We start from the raw sequence: 17,300 nt of genomic DNA, 5'->3' as shown, positions 1-17,300 counted from the left end.
GTGTGCCAAGCGTGTTAGCCTCGCCCCCATGTCGCGTGAACTGGTCAACGAGATCTGTAAGGGCTTCGCCGGGGCCGAATTGTCGGACCCGTGGGGCGGCGGACATGACGCATGGAAGGTGGGCGACAAGATGTTCGCCTGCATCGGCGCGATGGGCACCGGGGTCGCGGTGAAATGCCCCGATGTGGAAACCGCGGACATGCTCAAGGATGCGGGCGTCGCGCAAAAGGCCGCGTATTTCCATAAATCATGGGTGCTTCTCCCGTTCGGGGCGACGAGCGAGGAGGAGTTTCGCCACCGCCTTGCCGTGTCCTATGACACGATCCGCGCGAAGCTGCCGAAAAAGGTGCAGGCCGCGCTGGGGTAAGCCCTCACGCCTCGGCGGCGTTGGTCTTGACCGCAAGCTGGCCCTTGCCCCAAAGCTGGACGACCTTCCACATCACGACCGGAATACCCAGCGTGGCCGCCACCAGTGCGAGGCCGCCGAGGATGCGGAATACCTCGCCGTCGCCGACCGAGCCGAGCATCTGCATGAGCGACGAAAAGGCCGCGATGGGAAAGGTGAAGGCCCCCCAGAGCGGTGAGAACCCGGAGGCCAGAAGCCAGCGCGGACGGGCGAGCAAGGCCACGAGGATGGGGATCGCGAGCATGCCCAGCCCCAGCGCCAGCGTGTGATAGCCCAGAAGCAGCGCGACGGAGCCGAGCACGCTTGCAGGCGCCAGATGGATCGCAAGCAGCGGGCGCAGAGGCGCAGGCACGTCACGGCGGGCGAACTGCGACAGCGACGTGCCCCAGATCGCGGCGGCGATGGCGAGCGAGACCCAGAACACCACTGTCGACCATAGATCCCAGCCCAGCGGAACGCCCGCGATGGGGCTGATGATGAACCCCACGAACGTCAGGTGCCAGACGGGGGTGACCACCCGCCCCTCGGCGGGCCCCGTCAACAGCCCGCGCACGACCAGCAACAGCAGAACGGCATGGAGGCCGACGGCAAGGGTGAGGACGACGGCGGCGAGCGTTTCGTTCAGCGCGATCAGGCCCAGCGCCATCAGCATCCCCGACAGCGACATCGCGGCCAGTCCGGCACGTCCGGGCAGAACCCGCAGATCCTCGACCACCACACCGGGACGACGCATGACCTTGGCGCCGTATGCCACCAGCAGGAAGAGGTAGAGCAGCGTCACCGCGCCGAACAGCAATTCGGCCGGCCAGTAGGGCATCGCGAAAGCGTCCGCCGCGCGACGCCATGCGACAGCCAGACCGAAAAGGCCGAAGACCGGCGGGAAAAGCGCGGGCGGCGTGCGGCGCCAGAGGCCGGGTTTCTTGGGCGGGACACCGAAATTGGGCGGTTGCATCGGGCTACTCCTTACTTCGGTTCCTATGCGCCCCGGCGGTCGGCATCGCCATGCGCCGGGGTGTCGCGCCCTAGCCCATCAGCGCCTTGCGCAGCATGTTGAGCGCGACGAGCAACAGGAACACGCCGAACACCCGCTTGAGCGGCTTCGGGTCCATCGCATGTGCAAGCTTGACGCCCAGCGGTGCGGTCAGCGTGGTCATCGCGATCACGACGAGGAAGGCGGGCAGGTTCACCGCGCCGATGGTATAGGGCGGCGCGCCCGCCACATCGACGAACAGAAAGGCGATGACAGACGGCACCGCGATGATAAGGCCAAAGCCCGCCGCCGTCGCCACCGCGCGATGGATCGCCACGCCATGCAGCGACATGATCGGCACCCCGAAACTGCCGCCGCCGATCCCCATGAGGACCGAAAGAAAGCCGACCAGAGGCGACAGGATCGACCTGCCGACCAGCCCCGGCATCCGGTCCGCGATCTGCCATTCGGACTTGAAAAACAACATGTAGAACGCGACGAGGATGGCGATGGTGCCGAAGATCACCTGTAGCGTCGGCGTGCGCAGACCGGAAGCGACGAGCACGCCGATCACGGCCCCGATCATGATCCCCGGCGCCCAGGCCCTGAGGATCGGCCATTCCACCGCGCCCTTCTTGTTGTGAGAAGACACCGAGCGGATCGAGGTCACGATGATCGTGGACAGCGACGTGGCAAGGCAGACCTGCATCAGTTCCGGCCCGTCGTATCCCAATCCGGCGAAAGCATAATAGAAGGCGGGGACCAGAACGATGCCGCCTCCCACGCCCAGAAGCCCGGCAAGGATACCCGCGACCGCCCCGATCACGAGAAGCAGTCCGCCCATCAACGCCAGTGTCGCAATATCCATTCCCGTCCCCTTCTTTCGCCTTCCCTTAGCCCAACGGCGCGTGGCGCGCCACTGGCAGGTTGTGGCGGGGTGGCACAGGCAAAGGGGCGAAGAGGTGTCCCCCTTCGCCCCTCATGGCGTGGTGCGGCCTCACTCCGCCGCCAGCTTGGGCTTCAACCCGTCCACCGGCCCCAACGCCTTCATCGCCCCGTATTGCGACAGGAACACCTGTCCCGTCAGGTCGTCGAGGAAATGGGTCTTCTGCAACCGATCCATCACCGGCCCCTTCACCTCGGACAGGTGCAGCCTGATCCCCATGTCGTCCATCCGGCGATTGAGTTCCTCGAGGCTTTCGAGCGCCGACAGGTCGATCACGTTCACCGCCGAGCACATGAGCACCACGTGTTTCACGGGCTGGCCCTTGGCGAGCCGGTCGAGGATGTAGTCCTCGATATAGCGGGCGTTGGCGAAATAGAGGTTTTCGTCCAGACGCAGGCTCAGAAGCTCCGGGTGGGTCAGCACGTGGTGGCGGTCGATGTTACGGAAGTGCTCGGTTCCCGGCACCAGCCCCACTTCCGCGATATGCGGGCGCGAGGTCTTGTAAAGGAACAGCACGATCGACAGCACGACGCCCGAGGACACGCCGACCTCGACCCCGAAGGTGAGTGTCAGCAGGATCGTCGCGGCGACGGCGGCGAAATCGGCCTTGGAGTATTTCCACGTCCGCTTGAGGATACCGAAATCGACAAGGCTCAGGACAGCGACGATGATCGTGGCGGCCAGCGTGGCGGTCGGCAGAAAGTAAAGTAGCGGCGTGAGAAGCAGCGCGGCAAGCGCGATCCCCACGGCGGTGAACGCCCCGGCGGCGGGCGTCTCGGCCCCGGCGTCGAAGTTCACGACCGAACGCGCGAAACCGCCCGTGACCGGATAACCGCCCGAAAGCGAGGCCGCGATGTTCGATGCGCCCAGACCGACGAGTTCCTGATCCGGCGTGATCCGCTGGCGGCGCTTGGCGGCGAGCGTCTGGGCGACCGAGATCGACTCCACGAAGCCGATGATCGAGATCAGGATCGCCGGGCCGATCAACTGGCCGACGAGATCGAGGTTGAAGCTCGGGAACGTCAGCGGCGGCAGGCCCTGCGGCACGTCACCCACGATGGACACCCCGTGACCCGCGAAATCGAAGGCGAAGGACAAAAGCGTCGTCACGGCCACGGCAGCAACCGGCCCGGCCTTGGCAAGAATATCCGCAAGACGCGGCTTCAGCCCCAGCTTGATGAGGAGCGGCTTCATCCCCTTACGCACCCAGAACAGGAACGCGATGGAGGCCGCGCCGACCGCGAAGGTGATGAGGTTCGTCTGACCCACATGGCTGATAAGCGTCGCGAGCCGGTCGAATAGCGCCTCGCCATGCGACGGCACGCCCAGGATGTGTTTCATCTGCGACGTGGCGATGAGCAGGCCCGAGGCGGTGATGAACCCGGCGATGACCGGATGCGACAGGAAGTTGGCGAGGAAGCCCAGCCGGAACACGCCCATCACCGTCAGGATCAGACCCGACAGGAAGGCCAGCGTGATCGCGGCGGCGGCGTATTCGGCGGGCGTGGCGAGGCCCAGCTTGCCGATGGCGGCAGCCGTCATCAGCGACACGACCGCGACCGGGCCGACCGCCAGCGCCCGCGACGTGCCGAAGATGGCATAGGCCACCAGCGGCAGGATCGAGGCGTAAAGCCCCATCTCGGGCGGCAGACCCGCGAGCAGCGCATAGGCGAGCGACTGCGGGATCAGCATGATCGTGACGATCAGGGCGGCCACGAAGTCCGACAGGAACGTGTCCTTCGAATACTCCGAACCCCAATCGAGAATAGGAAAGAAACGCCGGATCGATGCCGCCCGGCTTTTGGATGCGAGACGCGCCATGCGCTGCCCCCCTTTTTGTCGGATACCCGGTGCGGCGGGGCCGGTCGATCCGGCCCCTGCCCGGTCAGGCCCGCGCCTTGGCGGCCTGATAGATCAGCTGGCAGCGCGTGCCGCTGCGGCAATAGGCGAAAAGCTGGTCGTTCTCGTCCATCGCCGCGGCGAACCCTTCGGCTGCGCTTTCGGCTTCCGGCCGGCTTTGCACCGGCAGGAAATAGGTCTTGAGACCGGCCTCTTTGGCAGCCGCCTCGATCTCGGCCCATGTCGGCTGGCCCGGATCCTCACCATCCGGGCGGTTGCACATCAGGCCAGTGTAGCCTTGCGCCGCGATCTCGGCCACGTCCGTGACGGCGATCTGCGGCGACACGGTCACCTTGTCGTCGAGCTTGTTCATATGCATCGCGCGGTTCTCCTCATGTCCCGATCAGAGCTTGTTGACGGGCACTTTGAAGAAAACGTCGCCCTGCTCGTCCTTGGGGGGCATCTGGCCAGCCCGCATGTTCACTTGCAAGGACGGAATGATGAGACGCGGCATGTCGAGCTGCGCATCGCGCTCGGTGCGGAACTTGACGAAGTCCTCCTTCGACTTGCCGCCACCGACGTGGATGTTGTGCTCTTTCTCGGCAGCGACCGAGGTTTCCCACTCGATATCGCGGCCGTTCGGTCCGTAGTCGTGGCACATGAACAGACGGGTTTCGTCCGGCAGGGCCAGCACCTTCTGGATCGAGTCGTAAAGGACACCGGCATCGCCGCCCGGGAAATCGGCACGGGCCGACCCGCCATCGGGCATGAACAGCGTATCACCGACAAAGGCCGCGTCGCCCACAACGTGCGTCATACAGGCGGGCGTGTGGCCCGGCGTGTGCATCGCGAAGGCGGTCAGGCCGCCGATCTGGTAGGTGTCACCCTCTTTGAACAGGCGGTCGAACTGCGAGCCGTCACGCTGGAACTCGGTCCCCTCGTTGAAGACCTTGCCGAACACGTCCTGCACCACGACGATGTTTTCACCGATGCCGATCTTGCCGCCGACCTTGCTCTGGATATAGGGCGCGGCGGACAGGTGGTCGGCGTGAACGTGGGTTTCGATCAGCCATTCGACGTCGAGCCCCTGATCCTGCACATAGGCGATGATCTCGTCGGCGTTGTCGTAGGTGATGCGCCCGGCGGCATAGTCGATGTCCATGACGCTGTCGACGATCGCACAGGCGTTCGAGTTCGGATCTTTCACCACGTAGGAAATCGTGTTCGTCGCCGGATCGAAGAACGCTTTCACGTCCGGTTTGACCGAGGTGTCCACGGGATAGCTCTGGGTCATGTCCTTCATAACTCCCTCCAGAATTGACCGGGGGAGCCATGCCCAGCCCCGGCGGGTCCAGTTTGCCCTGAATACGCGTTCGATGCACGCATTCAAGCCGTTGAAGATGAGATAGGCGGACCTGAGCGATGCGTAAACCCCTCACATTCGTTTTTTTGAATTTATTTTTCTCGGGCGCATGTTTTGCGGCACGTTTGCACCGGCTCGGCCAAGGTCCGGCGCACGAAAAGGGCCGCGCCCGGCGGACGCGGCCTTTCGTCTGGTCTGTGTGGTCCCGTCAGGCGGCCTGAGCGGCGGCCTTGCGGTTCGCGGTCATCTTCATCGCGCCCTTGGCGATCAGCACGCCGCCGATGAGCGATGCGGTGAAGATCAGCACGTCGGGGTTCAGCGTCGAGAGCACCGGGATCGACGCACCGGGGCAGAACCCTGCGATCCCCCAGCCGATCCCGAACACCGCCGACCCGGCGACGAGCTTGGTGTCGATGGTCCGGTTGGTCGGCACGCTGAACGCGCTCGCGAACATCGGTTTGCCGCGCTTGAACAGGAACCAGTAACCGGGCGCGGTCACGGCCAGCGCGCCGCCCATGACGAGGATCAGGGACGGGTCCCACGCGCCCGCTACGTCGAAGAAGTTCTGAACCTTGGCCGGGTTCGCCATGCCACCGATGGACACGCCGAGGCCGAAGAGCAGGCCGGAAATGTAGACAAGCAGCTTTTCCATGGGTCAGCCTCCGATCACGTGGCGCAGGATGTAGACGGTGATGCCGGCGGTCAGCATGAAGCTGATCGTGGCGGTGATGGAACGCGGGGAGAGCCGCGCGACGCCGCAGACCCCGTGGCCCGAGGTGCAGCCCGAGCCATAGGTCACGCCCACACCCACGATGATGCCGCCGACGATCATCATCCAGCGGTTCACGGGCACCTCGATGGCCGGGAAGCTGCCGGTCGCCAGAAGGATCGCGATGGGGGCCGAGATCATGCCGAGGATCATCACCGCCCGCCACGCCCAGTCGGACGAGGACGAGGGCGTCATGAACCCCGCCAGAATGCCGGTCGCACCCAGCACGTTGCCGCGCACGGCCATGAGCAGCACGGTGCCCAGTCCGATCAGTAGTCCCCCGATGAGAGAGGCCCAGGGGGTAAAGGCCGTTTCGATGACTTCCATGTTCGCCTCACTCGTTCATGTCGTCTTGAAGGGTCTAGCTATTCGGCCAGCCCGCGGTTCGCAAGTAAACATTCAAAAAAATGATTATTTTGTGGTTTTGGCCGCCAAGACGGAACGTCGTCCCGTCAGTAAGCGCGCAGGAACCAAAACCGTTCCACATCAGGCCGGAGGAACCCCCGGCCTGAGAACAGTGTTCCGCCAGCACCCGGTCGCGTCAGTTGCCCAATGCGTCCTGAACGATGCTGTCGAGCAGGGCCTGAACCTCCTGCATCGGGCCTTCGGGATAGTTGCGATACCCGATCATCACCTCGCCCTCGCGTTCGGCGACGAAGATGCCGTAGGGACAGTGGGCGATATTCATCGGATCGGCTTCCATCACCTTGCGGCTGACCACCGCCGAGCAGAACAGGTAGACGTCCGCCTCTTCGAACAGCACCACGTCCGAGCCGACGTCGACCGCCGTGCGCGCGAGCATTTCGCCGGTGTGCGAGGTGTAGTCGATGACCAGCCCCTGCCCCACGATGGCGTTCTCGACGGCGAAGGCCGCATCGTCGAAGCTGCCGTCATAGGTATAGGTCGTCGCCTGACCGCCAGCGTGGCTTTCGGCCTGCGCTGCGGTGGCGGCAAAGACGGCGGCGATGGCCGCGATCAGAATGCGTTTCATGGGGTCCTCCCGCTGTGTGGCGGGCCGGCTTGATGCCAGCCCGCGCCATACATTCGATTATCCGAATATATCAGAAGTGATACCGGCATACCAGCCAATACTTTCCTCGTAGGTCGCCTTTCGCAGCGCCGCGTCTTCGCCGGTCTGGCTGATGAAGCTGTCGGTCGAGGCGATCTTTTCCTCGGTCGCTTCATAGCTCGCGCCGACCTTGACCCCGTCGTCGGGCGCGATGAGCGACCAGCAGGTGTTCGAGAACTTGGCGGGGAACATGCGGCTGTCGGTCAGGGCCGCGCGCACGGCCATCGCCGCCACCTTGGCCTGACTGTTGGCGGAAAAACCCGACTTGGGCATGTCGCCCTGCGCGCAGGCATCGCCCAGCACGTGCACATTCTCGTCGATCCGGCTTTGCATCGTGGCCCCGTCCACCGGCGCCCAATTGCCGTCGTTCAGCCCGGCCCGCTCGCAGATCACGCCCGCTTTCATCGCGGGGATCACGTTGCACACGTCCACATTCTCGACCGCCCCGTCGATGTCGATGGTCATCGCATCCGGGTCCACCGACACGTTGTTGCCGCCGAAATCCGGCCCGATCCGTTCGATCATGCCGGAGTAATGCGTGTTCCACCCTTCTTCGAAAAGGCCTTGCTTCGAGAACTTCTCTTTCGGGTCGGCGACGAGGATCTTGGCCGTCGGGTTCATCTGGGTGAGCATGTGGGCGACCATCGAAATCCGCTCATACGGCCCCGGCGGGCAGCGATAAGGGTTCGGCGGGGCGATCATGGCGAAGGTGCCGCCCTCGGGCATCGCTTCGATCTGCGCTTTCAGAAGCTCGGTCTGGCTCCCGGCCTTGTAGGCATGGGGCATCTTGTTCTGCTGGCTCACGTCCCATCCGGGCACCGCGCCGTCGATGAAGTCGATCCCCGGCGACAGAACCAGACGGTCGTACATCAGCGTATCGCCACTGGCGAGCGTGACGGTCTTGGCATCCCTGTCCACGCCCACGGCATAGTCGTGCACAACGTTGACCCCCGCCGAGGCGATGTTGCCGTAATCGTGGGCAAGGCTTTCCATCGTGCGGAAGCCGCCCAGATAGAGGTTCGAGAAAAAGCAGGTGTAATAGACCCGCGTCGGTTCGACCAAGGTGATGTCGAGCGCATCGCCCGCGTCCTTGGCCAGATAGCGCGCCACCGTGGCACCGCCTGCCCCGCCGCCCACGACGACGACCTTGGGCTTGCCTCCGTGGCTCGCGGCATAGACATGCGGCGCGGCCAGTGTCGCAGCGGCGGCGCCCGCCGTGGCGCCCATGAAAGTCCTTCTGTTCAATGCCATTTTCGTTCTCCTCCCTGAAAACGAGGGCTATTCGAGCCCTCCGAAATACGCCGCCAGTGCGGCAATCTCTTCGTTCGACAGCCGACCCGCCATCATCTGCATGACGGGATGCGGCCTGAACTTTTCCTTGTAGGCGTGCATCGCGACCACGAAATCCTCCTCCGGCCAGCCGACGATCGCCGGAATCCCGTCGTTATCGCCGTCGAGCTGGTGACAGGTCGTGCATTCGGAGGCGAGGTATTCGCCGTATTCGGGGTCACCGACGATGGCGAGGATCTCGTCCGACAGGTCGACCTCACGCGGGGTGGCGGTCGGCGCGGCTTCGGGGATGTCACGCGGCTTGTCGGAATACTGGCGCAGGAAGGCGAGCAGATCGGCCCGCTCGCCTGCGTCCTTCACCCCCGGAAAGTTCATGCGCGTGTCCGAGGCGAAGGCCTTGGGGTTCTCGATGTAGGCGTCCAGCGTGTCGAAATCCCAGACAAGCCCGTCGTTGCCCATGCGGGTCAGACCATCGGAATAGCGAAAGCCATCGACCGACGCCGCCGCGCGCCCGAATATGCCGTTCAGCTGCGGACCGGTCCGGTTGAACGCCTCGGACCCGACCATGTGGCAGGCCCGGCATTTGCGATAGATTTTCGCCCCGTCCTCGGCATCGCCGAATTCGTTGGCTTGCGCGCCCGTCGCGATGAGGATCGCGGTCGCCGCGCAGAAAAGAGACAATCGTTTCATCACGATCTCAGCTTACTCTGCGACACTTGATCGCACAACGATTTTCGCATGAACGATGGATCGTAAGTGTCTGTATTTAAATCGCAATATGAAATGAAATGACGGTCGCCGCCGCACGACATTCCGTGCAACGCCGACCGTCGGGAGGATACATCCGACCTATTCGAAGGTCGAGAGATACGCGATCACCGCGTCGATATCTTCCTGATCCTTGAGGCCCACGAAGGACATTTTGGTCCCCTTGATGAAGTCACGCGGCTTGGTCAGGAATTGCGTCATCGCAGCCTGATCCCAGACCAGACCACCCGCCGCCGCATCCTGAAGACCGCTCGAATATTTGAAGCCCTCCACGGCACCGGCGGGGTGGCCGATGATCCCGTTCAGCATCGGCCCGGTGCCGTTCTTGGCACCCTCGCCGACTTTGTGGCAGGCCTTGCACTTCTTGAAGACGTTTTCACCCGCCGCCACCAGTTCCGGGTCGGGTTCGGCCATAGCGGGGGCTGCGGCCTCCTCAGCCGGAGCTTCGGTTTCGGCCGCGGCCACCTCGACCGGCGCCTCCTCCGACGCATCCTGAACCGAGGCTTCTTCCTCGGTCTCCGGCGTCACGTCGAGCACCGTGGCCCGCATCGTGATTTCGACGCTGTCCTTGCAGTTCTCGTAACAGGCGTTGGCTTCGGTGAACTGCGTGTATTCCGTCTCGGCCCGGTCATCGATGATGAACCCGTCCGCATTGGGCATCTCGACATCCATGAACGTCTCTTTCGACAGCACGAAATCGTCGTCCACGAGGAAGTTGGAATACAGGATATAGGCCGTGATCGCATAGGTGTCGTCGTAGGACAGCGTCTGCGCCGCGCCGAAGGGCATGGACCGGTGCACATAGTCGAACACGGTCGACAGATAGGGCCAGTAGCTGCCAACGGTCTTGACCGGATCGTCATTGGCCAGCGTGTCGTCGCCGCCTGCGAGCTTGGGCCAATTGCCCGCCCCTTCGGCGAATTCGCCATGACAGGCCGCGCAGTTGTCCGAGAACAGGATCTCGCCGTCCTCGACCGATCCCGACCCTTCGGGCAGGTTCGAGCCGTCCGGGGAAATGTCGACGTTCCACGCCGCGATTTCTTCCGGCAAAGCCTCGCGCCCAAGGCCGTAGACGTCCGCGACGGCGGGCGCGGCGATCAGGGTGGCCAGCGCCGTTCCCGCGATAAACTTAGGAAACTTCGACATTTTCTGCGCTCCCGTCGGTATTCACATGCCAGGTCTGGATGCAGTTGTTGTGGTAGACCGAGTTCAGCCCGCGCACCTCGCGCAATTGCGCCTTGGTGGGCTGGACATAGCCGGTTTCGTCATGGGCGCGGCTTTGCAGAAGCATCTCGGAGCCGTCCCAGTCGATGTCGAGGTAGAACCGCGTGAGCGCCATCTTCGCGCCGGGCTTGGCGAGGCGGGCTTTCTGCCAGTTCGCGCCACCGTCGATGGAAACGTCGACACCGGTGATCGCGCCGTGACCGGACCACGCCAGCCCGGTGATGACCAGCGGGCCCGGGCCGTGGGTGATCGGCGACTGCGGGCTGGGGCTGGTCACGACCGATTTGGCGTCCATGACCCATGTCCACTTACGCGACGTGCCGTCGGCCAGCGTGTCGGTGTATTTCGATGTCTCTTCGCGGCTTTCCACCGCGTGATCCGTGATCTCGATCCGGCGCAGCCATTTGACCCACATGTTGCCTTCCCAGCCCGGCACCACGAGCCGGACGGGATAGCCATGTTCCTTGCGCAGCGCCTCGCCGTTGGCCTTGAACGCCACTAGCACGTCGTCGAGCGCCTTTTCCATCGGGATCGAGCGGCCATTGGACGAGGCATCGGCCCCTTCCACGTAGACCCATTTGTCGGACAGATCCCCAGCGGCATCCATCCCGGCCTCTTCCAGAAGCGTGCGCAGCGGCACGCCGGAATATTCCATGTTGTGAATCATACCGTGGGTGAACTGCGCACCATTGAGCTGCGCCCCCGCCCATTCCATGCCCGTGTTCGCCGCGCATTCGCAGAAATAGACGTGGTTTTCGCGCGGGAAGCGTTCGAGATCGGCATAGGCAAACACGAGCGGCTTATCGACCAGCCCGTTTATCATCAGCCGGTAGTCTTCCTTGCGCAGTTCGATGGCGCCCGAATGGTGACGTTCGAAAGCGCAGCCCTGCGGGGTGATCGTGCCGTCGAGCGCGTGGATCGGGGTGAAGTTGATCGAGCTGATCGGATCGGCGGTCAGCCACGGCACGTTGCGCCGCACCACGTCTGCCTCAAACTCGATCGGCATCCCATAGGGCGTGGCGTCCACGCCGTCGCCCAGACCGCTGGCCCAGTCCTGCACTTCGGTGATGAGGGGGTCGGCCCCCTCGGCCCGCGCCGTGCCGGCCGCCAGGAGCGCGCCACCGGCGGCGGCGCTGCTCATGAGGAACCCACGACGTGAGGTTTTCAGATCGTCCATCGACATCTCGCCTCCTATCCGCGTCTTATCCCTGCACCACTTCGACCGAGGTATTCGGGTCGAGCGTCACGGTGCCCAGTTTCCTGATGTGGCTTTCCACCACGTCCCAGATCGGCGGGCCTTCGGTGCCCTCGTTCACGCTTGCCCAGCCCGCGACCTGATAGGTCTTGGCGGGGTCAATCGCTTCGCCGGTCTTGAGAAGCGTCATTTCGGTGATCCGGCTGCCCTGCGGCTTGGTGATGTCGATGCGGTAGCCCATGCCACCGATGCGAACCATGTCGCCGCCCTGCTGGTAATAGGGGTCCGGGTTGAAAAGGTTATCCGCCACGTCCTCGAGGATCGTGTGGATGAATTCCCCCGTCATTTCCGTGCGATAGGCGTTCGGGTAGGTCATCGACGTGACGTTCCAGATATCTTCGCGCGTGATGTTGTCGCCGGGCAGAAGGCTCGGCCCCCAGCGCACGCCGGGTGACATGGCGATGTCCGCCTCGCGCTCGGAAATCAGCGCATCGCAGATCAGATCGTCCCACGAGCCGTTGAAGTTGCCGCGCCGGTAAAGCTCGGTATCGGTGGTGCCGATCACCTCTTCCAGTTCGCCGAGATAGGGCGCGCGCTGTTCGTCGATCAGCGCGGTCATTTCGGCGTCGGCTTCGATCACGTCCGAGAAGATCGGGATCAGCTTGTGCCGGAACCCCATCATCTGCCCGTCGCGCACGTCGAGGTCCACGCGGCTCACGAATTTCCCGTTCGACCCCGAGGCGATGATGATCGTGTCACCGACCACGACCGGCTCGGGCAGCGCGTCGTGGGTGTGGCCCGACAGGATCACGTCGATGCCCTGCACCCGGCCCGCCATCTTCTTGTCCACGTCGAAGCCGTTGTGGCTGAGGCAGACGACCAGCTCGGCGCCCGCCGCGCGCACCTCGTCCACCATCTCCTGCATCCGCTCGTCACGAATGCCGAAGGAGTATTCGGGGAACATCCAGCCGGGGTTGGCGATGGGCATGTAGGGGAAGGCCTGACCGATCACGCCGATCTTCACGCCGCCCGCTTCCATCATCTTGTAGCTTTCGAAGCTTTCGGCGGGCTCGTCCCACTCGGCATCGAAAATGTTCTGACCAAGCGCGGCGAAGGGCAGCCCTTCGATCAACTCGCGCACCCGGTCCGAGCCGAGCGTGAATTCCCAGTGGAACGTCATCGCATCGGGGGCCAGCGCGTTCATCACGTTGACCATGTCCTGCCCCTCGGTCTGGTAGCAGGTGTAGGAGCCGTGCCATGTGTCGCCGCCGTCGAGCAGCAGCGCATCGGGCCGCGCAGCGCGGATCGACTTGACCACGGTGGCCACGCGGTCGAGCCCGCCGACCTTGCCATACTCGCGGCCCAGCGCCGAAAAATCGTTGTAGGTCAAGGCGTAAGCCGACGGGCTTCCATCGGCCACGCCGTAGCGCGCCTTGAACTCGGCACCCGTGATATGCGGCACCTTGCCCTTGTTCTCACCGACGCCGAGGTTGATCTCGGGTTCGCGGAAGTAGATCGGCTTCATCTGCGCGTGGATGTCGGTGACGTGGATCAGCGTGACGTTCCCGAACGTGTCGAAGTCGAGAAGCTGGTCCTGCGTCAGGGTCTGCTGCGCGGCAAGGCGCGCCCAGTTCCCGAAGCCCGAGGCACCGACCAGCGCACTGGCGGCCATGCCCACTTGCAGGAAATCGCGGCGAGAAATCATTGGGTTCTCCGTTGGCTTCCGTCTGCGACCTTAGTCGTATGCTAAAAACGGAATATATTTAGGTAGACAAAACCCCGCGCGAGACCTGCCCGCGCGGGGTCTGAGGTTTAGTTGCGGACGGCCGGACCTTCGACCGACAGACCGTTGGCGCGCGATGCGACGTACAGTTCCAGCGCGATGAACTCCGGCGAACCCGGGCTGTAGGTTTCCGCCCGCGTGTCACGCACGCAGCCTTTGAACCGGCTCTGAACGCCCACCAGCTTGCTGTCCTTTAGACGGTAGGTCGGGAACCCGTTGACCATCCCCATGCTGAGGTGGTCGGCGCGGATCATGTTGCCGTAGTTCTGTTCGTGGCAGGTCGCGCAGGACAGGTCGAGCTGGCCGGTGCGGGTGTAGTAGAGCTCTTTGCCCTGCTCCCACGTCGACTGGGCCGGACCGTCGATCGCGACGTTCATCGGCATCCCGCGGCTGACCGAGGACAACAGACCTTCCATCGCGAGCGCGTCGGAGGCGTCCACCTTCCACGGTTCGGCCCCCATGCGGTTCTCGCGACAGTCGTTCACCTGCATTTGCAGCGTGTAGACTTCGCCCGCGGCCTCGTTCCACTTCGGATAGACCGGCTTGACGCCTGCCATATCCTCGGCCGCGCCGTGGCAATCCATGCAGGATTTGCCTTCGGAGCCGTCGGCGGTCGCCCAGATCTCAAGCGCGTCTTCGACCGCCAGCATCGCCGGGTTGTCGAAGTCGTCCATCTGCATGGCCTGAGTCGTGTCGTCCCGGAAGCGCCAGCCCGACATGATCTCGTCCAGCGCACCGTCCAGATGGGCCGGTGCCGCCGTCTTGGTGACGATCTCGATCTCGCCGTTGATGACCAGCTCCGCGTCCTCGTCGGCCATCGCCGCCCCCGCGCCGAACGCGAGAGCAGCCGCCGCGATACCTGTAAGCAGTTTCGCTTTCATTATGTCTCCTCCCTGCGTGCCGGTTTCAGGCAACTTCGATGGCTTGCGTGTCTTCGTAGACGTCGCCGTCGTCGTCGTACCACGTGAACTTGAACTCGCCGGTCGCATCCACCTTGGCTTCGAATTCGAAGTAGGGGTTGGTCGAGATCGCCGGTTCCAGCGTCACGTCGACGACCATGTTTCCGTTCAGTTCGCAGGTGAAACGGTTGATGATCGAGCGCGGAATGACGTTGCCGTCGCTATCCTTGCGCTGGCCCGATTCCATCGGGTGACTGATGAGGGTCTTGAGCGTCACAACTTCGCCCGCCGCAGCGGTCTTGGGAGATTTGACGCGGGGTTTAACACCAGATGCCATTGTTTTTACTCCTGTTTCCGCTGATTAGCCGCCACAGCCGCCGATGGTGACCTTCACGGTCTTGGCGGTCTGGATGAAGCTGCCATCTTCCATCTGCGCGATGGCGATGACGTCCTGCGTGCCGGCGAGCCGGATGCGGGTCGAGGCCGACTGGCTGCCCGCCGCAGGGCCGAAGTTGAAGGTGGCCACGCCCGGCGTCGGGTTGCCCGCCGCCAGAATGCGGATCGCGACCGCACCCGGAGCGGCGACCGTCACCGGAACCGTGTTGCCGTTTTCGGCGATTTCCGGCGCGTCGAGGCTGATGTCGCCTTCGCCCACGTCGGCCCCGCCGGTGAATGCCGCGATGGCGTCGTCCGCCGCCGCGAATGCGCGCATCGGCAGCATGGCGACGGCAGTCGCGCCGAGGCCCCAGGCCAGTGCATCACGTCGTGTGAGTTTCATGTGTCTCTCCTGATTAGTCTGTCCGCCGCCCGGCTCACTCGGTGAGTGTCTTCAGGTAGGCGACCACATCTTCGACCTCTTGCGCGGTAAGAAGCGGCGTCACCGGCTCTCCTTCCGGCCAGGCTTTGCCGGTGAAGGCATCGCCAAGGCGTGTGAACCCGTCGGTCTTGTAGAACGCGGGCATCACCGTGCCGTCGAACGCCATCTTGGCATTGACGACCAGCCCGCGAAGCTCGGCCTCGCTCCAGCGATCCCCGGCCCCGTCGAGCACCGGCCCGACCTCGCCGTGGAACGGCACGTCGGCATAGGCCTCGGCCGCATGGCACGAGATGCAGTTGCCCGCAGATTTGTTGGTCATGATTTCGCGACCTTTTTCCGGGTCGCCCGGCACGCCGGTCAGCGACTCGGCCACTTCGTAGCCGTCGAACGACACGTTCTCGGGAGCCGTCTCTTCGGCGAAAGCCGCCCCGGTCCCCATCGCGAACGCGGCGAGCGCGATCATTGTCCGCTTCATGATTCCTCCCATCACGATTTGTGAATACGACTGTATGCCACCTGCGACAACTTGCCAATCACAAATTCTTCTTTGTGAATGATTTCGTTAACAAGGCACTGATGTCGCGCATTATTTTTGAAGTGAGACTCGATTAATCCGACAAAGCCGTTCCATTGGCCTGTTCGGCATTGAAACGCTCGTAATGGTATTTCTGGAAGTTTTCGTCGCCCTTGTAGCCCTCTTCCAGCACCCAATCGAGCAGATGGTCGGTGGTCGACTTGCCGAAGGCCCCCGGCATCACGACGACCGCCGCCTCGCGACCGGTCGTGCCCGCGGCCACCTCGGCTTCCGGCGGGAAGAACATCATGGTGGGCGTGAACATCACCCCCCATTTCAGCGCCATTTCCTTTTCCGACAGCGCCTCGCCGTCGAAGTCGGTCACCTCGACATCGCCGAACATGTTCATCTGGATCACGTAATAGTCGTCCATCAGCTTGTCGTGGATCGCCTGAACCGGAAACACCTCCTCATGCATCTTGCGGCAATAGACGCAGCCGCGCTGCTCCCAGATCACCAAAAGGCGTTTGCCCTCGGCCTCGGCATCGGCAAGATCTTCGGACATATCCTTGAACGTCTCGTGCATCCACTCGGCCTTGTGCAGCCCGTCGTCGCCCATCGTGGCGGCGAAGGCGGGAAGCGCCAGAAACACGGCGGCGGCGATGGTCGTCAGAAAGCGCATTGTCAGATCTCCCGTCAGCCCATGTTCGAAAACACGGGGAAGGTTTCGATAAGCCAGTTCGAGATCGTGTTGACCGATCCCGTGGCGATGAGCACGGCGAAGAGGATGAGCATGACGCCCATGACCTTTTCCACGTATGGCATGTATTTGCGGTTGCGCGCCATGAAGGCGAGGAACGGCTTGGCGAAGACCGCCGCGATCACGAAGGGCGCGGTCATGCCGAGGCCGAAGGTGATAAGCAGGCTTCCCCCCTGCCACAGGCTGTCCTTCATCGCGGCGATCATCAGGATCGAGGCCAGCACCGGCCCGACGCAGGCCGTCCAGCCGAAGCCGAAGGCCAGACCCATGACATAGGCCCCGACGATGGTGGACGGGTCCGCCTTGGACTGCATCCGCGCCTCGCGCATCAGGAACGGGATACGGATGACGTGCAGGAAATGCAGGCCGAAGACGAAGATGACGGCAGCCGCGATCCAGCTTAACTCCTGCTTCCACTGGGCGAAGGCCTGCCCGGCGGCCGTGGCGCCCAGGCCCAAAAGCCCGAAGATCGTGGTCACGCCGAGCGCGAAGAACAGCGCCGAGACGACGAGACGACGCTGCGCACCGGGCTGGATGTCGCCCTCGCCCGTCAGCTGCGCCATCGAGATCCCGGCCATGTAACTCAGGTAGAATGGCACCATCGGCAGAATGCAGGGCGTGAAGAACGCCACCAGTCCCGCCAATGCGGCCCCGCCATAGGAAATGTCACCGAACATAGAACCTCCCA

Annotated in this window: 20 protein-coding genes; 1 reads left to right on the top strand and 19 read right to left on the bottom strand. The window is 63.7% G+C overall.

Annotated elements, in window-relative coordinates; genetic code table 11:
* Nucleotides 1-28: 28 nt before the first annotated feature.
* Nucleotides 29-367, top strand: a complete 339-nt coding sequence (locus RB2654_RS02035) for an MmcQ/YjbR family DNA-binding protein (protein WP_008328111.1) — start codon at nt 29-31, stop codon at nt 365-367.
* A 4-nt stretch (nt 368-371) separates the two neighbouring features.
* On the opposite strand, the gene RB2654_RS02030 is transcribed toward RB2654_RS02035, so the two are convergent.
* From RB2654_RS02030 to RB2654_RS01940, 19 genes are all read right to left on the bottom strand, one after another.
* Nucleotides 372-1,358 (bottom strand): TDT family transporter, encoded by a 987-nt coding sequence (locus tag RB2654_RS02030; RefSeq protein WP_008328110.1) that lies wholly within the window; start codon nt 1,356-1,358, stop codon nt 372-374.
* 70 nt (nt 1,359-1,428) lie between these two features.
* Nucleotides 1,429-2,244 (bottom strand): sulfite exporter TauE/SafE family protein, encoded by an 816-nt coding sequence (locus RB2654_RS02025; protein ID WP_008328109.1) that lies wholly within the window; start codon nt 2,242-2,244, stop codon nt 1,429-1,431.
* A 129-nt stretch (nt 2,245-2,373) separates the two neighbouring features.
* Nucleotides 2,374-4,143, bottom strand: coding sequence for a SulP family inorganic anion transporter (locus tag RB2654_RS02020; RefSeq protein WP_008328108.1), 1,770 nt, complete (start codon nt 4,141-4,143; stop codon nt 2,374-2,376).
* Nucleotides 4,144-4,207: 64 nt separating this feature from the next.
* Nucleotides 4,208-4,540 (bottom strand): protein tyrosine phosphatase family protein, encoded by a 333-nt coding sequence (locus tag RB2654_RS02015; RefSeq protein WP_008328107.1) that lies wholly within the window; start codon nt 4,538-4,540, stop codon nt 4,208-4,210.
* A 24-nt stretch (nt 4,541-4,564) separates the two neighbouring features.
* Entirely contained in the window at nt 4,565-5,464 is a 900-nt protein-coding gene (locus RB2654_RS02010) for an MBL fold metallo-hydrolase (RefSeq protein WP_008328104.1), read from the bottom strand.
* Between the two features lie 268 nt (nt 5,465-5,732).
* A complete protein-coding gene (locus RB2654_RS02005) occupies nt 5,733-6,176 on the bottom strand; it encodes a DUF6691 family protein (protein ID WP_008328103.1) in 444 nt (147 codons plus the stop codon).
* A gap of 3 nt (nt 6,177-6,179) precedes the next feature.
* The gene (locus RB2654_RS02000; protein WP_008328102.1) at nt 6,180-6,620 is read right to left on the bottom strand and encodes a YeeE/YedE family protein; all 441 of its coding nucleotides are present in this window, start codon (nt 6,618-6,620) and stop codon (nt 6,180-6,182) included.
* A 214-nt stretch (nt 6,621-6,834) separates the two neighbouring features.
* A complete protein-coding gene (locus RB2654_RS01995; RefSeq protein ID WP_008328101.1) occupies nt 6,835-7,284 on the bottom strand; it encodes a DUF302 domain-containing protein in 450 nt (149 codons plus the stop codon).
* A 57-nt stretch (nt 7,285-7,341) separates the two neighbouring features.
* Nucleotides 7,342-8,613 carry an NAD(P)/FAD-dependent oxidoreductase gene (locus RB2654_RS01990; RefSeq protein WP_040884286.1) on the bottom strand — a complete coding sequence of 424 codons (1,272 nt, stop codon included), beginning with the start codon at nt 8,611-8,613 and terminating at the stop codon, nt 7,342-7,344.
* Nucleotides 8,614-8,640: 27 nt separating this feature from the next.
* Complete coding sequence (locus RB2654_RS01985; protein ID WP_008328099.1) at nt 8,641-9,342, bottom strand: c-type cytochrome; 702 nt, start codon at nt 9,340-9,342, stop codon at nt 8,641-8,643.
* Nucleotides 9,343-9,501: 159 nt separating this feature from the next.
* Nucleotides 9,502-10,566 (bottom strand): c-type cytochrome, encoded by a 1,065-nt coding sequence (locus RB2654_RS01980; RefSeq protein ID WP_008328098.1) that lies wholly within the window; start codon nt 10,564-10,566, stop codon nt 9,502-9,504.
* Complete coding sequence (gene soxC / locus RB2654_RS01975; RefSeq protein WP_008328096.1) at nt 10,550-11,827, bottom strand: sulfite dehydrogenase; 1,278 nt, start codon at nt 11,825-11,827, stop codon at nt 10,550-10,552. Before soxC ends, RB2654_RS01980 begins: the two co-directional genes overlap by 17 nt.
* Before the next feature lie 19 nt (nt 11,828-11,846).
* Nucleotides 11,847-13,544 (bottom strand): thiosulfohydrolase SoxB, encoded by a 1,698-nt coding sequence (gene soxB / locus RB2654_RS01970; protein ID WP_008328094.1) that lies wholly within the window; start codon nt 13,542-13,544, stop codon nt 11,847-11,849.
* Nucleotides 13,545-13,651: 107 nt separating this feature from the next.
* The gene (soxA, locus tag RB2654_RS01965; RefSeq protein ID WP_008328089.1) at nt 13,652-14,503 is read right to left on the bottom strand and encodes a sulfur oxidation c-type cytochrome SoxA; all 852 of its coding nucleotides are present in this window, start codon (nt 14,501-14,503) and stop codon (nt 13,652-13,654) included.
* Nucleotides 14,504-14,528: 25 nt separating this feature from the next.
* Nucleotides 14,529-14,858, bottom strand: a complete 330-nt coding sequence (gene soxZ, locus RB2654_RS01960; protein ID WP_040884285.1) for a thiosulfate oxidation carrier complex protein SoxZ — start codon at nt 14,856-14,858, stop codon at nt 14,529-14,531.
* A gap of 24 nt (nt 14,859-14,882) precedes the next feature.
* Nucleotides 14,883-15,299: a thiosulfate oxidation carrier protein SoxY gene (soxY, locus tag RB2654_RS01955; protein WP_008328085.1), complete on the bottom strand. Its 417-nt coding sequence runs from the start codon at nt 15,297-15,299 to the stop codon at nt 14,883-14,885.
* A gap of 34 nt (nt 15,300-15,333) precedes the next feature.
* Entirely contained in the window at nt 15,334-15,813 is a 480-nt protein-coding gene (soxX, locus tag RB2654_RS01950) for a sulfur oxidation c-type cytochrome SoxX (RefSeq protein WP_040884283.1), read from the bottom strand.
* Nucleotides 15,814-15,946: 133 nt separating this feature from the next.
* Nucleotides 15,947-16,534 carry a thioredoxin family protein gene (locus RB2654_RS01945; RefSeq protein ID WP_008328079.1) on the bottom strand — a complete coding sequence of 196 codons (588 nt, stop codon included), beginning with the start codon at nt 16,532-16,534 and terminating at the stop codon, nt 15,947-15,949.
* A gap of 14 nt (nt 16,535-16,548) precedes the next feature.
* Nucleotides 16,549-17,289, bottom strand: a complete 741-nt coding sequence (locus RB2654_RS01940) for a cytochrome c biogenesis CcdA family protein (RefSeq protein WP_008328077.1) — start codon at nt 17,287-17,289, stop codon at nt 16,549-16,551.
* Nucleotides 17,290-17,300: the final 11 nt, after the last annotated feature.

This window comes from Maritimibacter alkaliphilus HTCC2654, from assembly GCF_000152805.1.
In the GTDB taxonomy this organism is placed as follows: domain Bacteria; phylum Pseudomonadota; class Alphaproteobacteria; order Rhodobacterales; family Rhodobacteraceae; genus Maritimibacter; species Maritimibacter alkaliphilus.
Note: the sequence above shows the minus strand (reverse complement) of the source record. Positions and strands in the feature narration are given on the sequence as shown.

Bases quoted from the DNA above. Each gene is read 5' to 3' on its own strand.
- RB2654_RS02030 (WP_008328110.1), bottom strand. From the start codon at position 1,358: ATGCAACCGCCCAATTTCGGTGTCCCGCCCAAGAAACCCGGCCTCTGG.
- RB2654_RS02020 (WP_008328108.1), bottom strand. From the start codon at position 4,143: ATGGCGCGTCTCGCATCCAAAAGCCGGGCGGCATCGATCCGGCGTTTC.
- soxZ (WP_040884285.1), bottom strand. From the start codon at position 14,858: ATGGCATCTGGTGTTAAACCCCGCGTCAAATCTCCCAAGACCGCTGCG.
- RB2654_RS01990 (WP_040884286.1), bottom strand. From the start codon at position 8,613: ATGGCATTGAACAGAAGGACTTTCATGGGCGCCACGGCGGGCGCCGCC.
- RB2654_RS01985 (WP_008328099.1), bottom strand. From the start codon at position 9,342: ATGAAACGATTGTCTCTTTTCTGCGCGGCGACCGCGATCCTCATCGCG.
- soxY (WP_008328085.1), bottom strand. From the start codon at position 15,299: ATGAAACTCACACGACGTGATGCACTGGCCTGGGGCCTCGGCGCGACT.
- soxX (WP_040884283.1), bottom strand. From the start codon at position 15,813: ATGAAGCGGACAATGATCGCGCTCGCCGCGTTCGCGATGGGGACCGGG.
- RB2654_RS02005 (WP_008328103.1), bottom strand. From the start codon at position 6,176: ATGGAAAAGCTGCTTGTCTACATTTCCGGCCTGCTCTTCGGCCTCGGC.
- RB2654_RS02035 (WP_008328111.1), top strand. From the start codon at position 29: ATGTCGCGTGAACTGGTCAACGAGATCTGTAAGGGCTTCGCCGGGGCC.
- RB2654_RS02025 (WP_008328109.1), bottom strand. From the start codon at position 2,244: ATGGATATTGCGACACTGGCGTTGATGGGCGGACTGCTTCTCGTGATC.
- RB2654_RS02000 (WP_008328102.1), bottom strand. From the start codon at position 6,620: ATGGAAGTCATCGAAACGGCCTTTACCCCCTGGGCCTCTCTCATCGGG.
- soxB (WP_008328094.1), bottom strand. From the start codon at position 13,544: ATGATTTCTCGCCGCGATTTCCTGCAAGTGGGCATGGCCGCCAGTGCG.
- RB2654_RS01940 (WP_008328077.1), bottom strand. From the start codon at position 17,289: ATGTTCGGTGACATTTCCTATGGCGGGGCCGCATTGGCGGGACTGGTG.
- RB2654_RS01995 (WP_008328101.1), bottom strand. From the start codon at position 7,284: ATGAAACGCATTCTGATCGCGGCCATCGCCGCCGTCTTTGCCGCCACC.
- RB2654_RS01980 (WP_008328098.1), bottom strand. From the start codon at position 10,566: ATGTCGAAGTTTCCTAAGTTTATCGCGGGAACGGCGCTGGCCACCCTG.
- soxA (WP_008328089.1), bottom strand. From the start codon at position 14,503: ATGAAAGCGAAACTGCTTACAGGTATCGCGGCGGCTGCTCTCGCGTTC.
- RB2654_RS02015 (WP_008328107.1), bottom strand. From the start codon at position 4,540: ATGCATATGAACAAGCTCGACGACAAGGTGACCGTGTCGCCGCAGATC.
- RB2654_RS02010 (WP_008328104.1), bottom strand. From the start codon at position 5,464: ATGAAGGACATGACCCAGAGCTATCCCGTGGACACCTCGGTCAAACCG.
- soxC (WP_008328096.1), bottom strand. From the start codon at position 11,827: ATGTCGATGGACGATCTGAAAACCTCACGTCGTGGGTTCCTCATGAGC.
- RB2654_RS01945 (WP_008328079.1), bottom strand. From the start codon at position 16,534: ATGCGCTTTCTGACGACCATCGCCGCCGCCGTGTTTCTGGCGCTTCCC.